The sequence below is a fragment of the Empedobacter falsenii genome, assembly GCF_019308355.1.
Lineage (GTDB): Bacteria > Bacteroidota > Bacteroidia > Flavobacteriales > Weeksellaceae > Empedobacter > Empedobacter falsenii_B.
Genome location: NZ_JAAGKM010000095.1, coordinates 1 through 1,497, shown reverse-complemented (window position 1 = coordinate 1,497; position 1,497 = coordinate 1). Strand labels below are relative to the sequence as shown.

4 protein-coding genes are annotated in these 1,497 nt (G+C 31.5%); 1 reads left to right on the top strand and 3 read right to left on the bottom strand.

Annotated elements, in window-relative coordinates:
• From G0Q09_RS14880 to G0Q09_RS14870, 3 genes are all read right to left on the bottom strand, one after another.
• Positions 1-272 (bottom strand): type II toxin-antitoxin system RelE family toxin (locus G0Q09_RS14880; protein ID WP_219035474.1); only part of this gene is annotated, 272 nt, incomplete at its 3' end.
• Entirely contained in the window at positions 262-492 is a 231-nt protein-coding gene (locus G0Q09_RS14875) for a hypothetical protein (RefSeq protein ID WP_219035473.1), read from the bottom strand. The genes G0Q09_RS14875 and G0Q09_RS14880, both read right to left, overlap by 11 nt.
• Positions 493-511: 19 nt before the next feature.
• On the bottom strand, positions 512-859 hold the full coding sequence (locus G0Q09_RS14870) for a helix-turn-helix domain-containing protein (RefSeq protein ID WP_219035472.1): 348 nt from the start codon (positions 857-859) through the stop codon (positions 512-514).
• Positions 860-1,039: 180 nt separating this feature from the next.
• Here G0Q09_RS14870 and G0Q09_RS14865 point away from each other — a divergent pair.
• On the top strand, positions 1,040-1,497 hold a 458-nt coding region (locus G0Q09_RS14865; protein WP_257468308.1), incomplete at its 3' end, for a CHC2 zinc finger domain-containing protein.

The window sequence follows — 1,497 nt, the reverse complement described above, 5'->3', positions numbered from 1 at the left end:
TCGCTTTTATCGTAAAGAGAAAGTAGATAAATCGTTTCATTTTCAATAAAAAGATGCGTTATTACTCTTGCTCCGCCGCTTTTACCTTTACCTTTCGACTTTATTGCCAAACGTATTTTGTAACAATTATCGGCTAAAGCAGTTCCTAAGGTAGGATTTTGTTGTAATTCTTCAATTAAAACAGCTAAATCCTCTTTCAACGAACGGTATTTCTTTCCAGGTTTTTTGGCTTCTTTCAGAAATTCCGGCGTTGCAATAATATTATAACTCATCCAATAATTCTTTGGCAGAAATTCCTTTTAGTTTTCCCTCTTTTATCAGATTTAGTTCTGTTACAGCCTGTTTCAAACTCGCTTTTACATCTTCTGTAGAATCGGTGTTTTCGGTATTTTGTCGTGTAATTTTCATTTTCAAAGCTTTTGCAAAAGCTTTCAATGCTTTCGCTTCTTCCGATGTAGAAGGCTCTACGATATAGATTTCTTGCGTTGTCATTATTTCACTTTTTTAACTATTAAACCGCTAATTGCTTTTGCAAATTATTCTTTAGAATAAAAGCCTCTAATAAATCTTTGATTGTATTTTTTTGATTATCATTTAATTGTTGCGTTTCAGCAAACAAATTCAATAACTGATTATCCTGTAAAATAGCATCAGCTTTATTGTTTCCATAAACCAATTCATCCAAAGAAATCGATAAAATTTTCGCCATTTTTTCCGCTACTTCCAAAGATGGAATCGAAATATTTCTTTCGTATTTAGAAAGATTAGTCACGTGAATTCCAATCTTAGAAGCAAACACTTCTTGCGAAAAACCTTTTCCGCTTCTTAATTCTTTCAAGTTTTTTCCAAAATTTTTCATAGCAAATAAACTTTAAAACATACTGCGTATGTATTATATACTCTACAAAATTACAATTTAGTTAGTGAAATAACTAATTCATTTGAAAAATAAAAAGCGAAAACAATTTGTTTTAAAAATCAAAAACGCTAAGTTTGTAAGCGAAAACGATTAGTGAAAATTTTTTAAATAATTTTTCAAATGGAAATAAGCGAGATAAAACAAAAGTTAACGCTACAAGAAGTACTGCTTCATTACGGATTAGAACCTAAAAACAATATGCTGAAATGTCCGTTTCATTCGGATAAAACAGCGAGTTTACAGGTTAATTTGGAAAAGAATTTTTACAATTGTCATGCATGTTCCAAAACAGGCGACGTGATTCAGTTTGTACAAGATTATGAGAAATTAAGCAAACATGAAGCGTTAAACAAGTGTAAAACACTTGCTTCAAGTACGAATATAGAAGTACAAAATACGAATAAAACAATTCGAATTCCTCAAACCGCTAACCATTCAGCGTTCCTAACCAAAATGTTTTTAAGTTTCCGCAAAGGATTATTATGCAGTGACCCTGCCAAAGATTATTGCCATTCCAGAGCGTTAAATTTTGATGAATTAGAAGTCGGTTTTAACTCGGGACAATTCCATCATGGAGC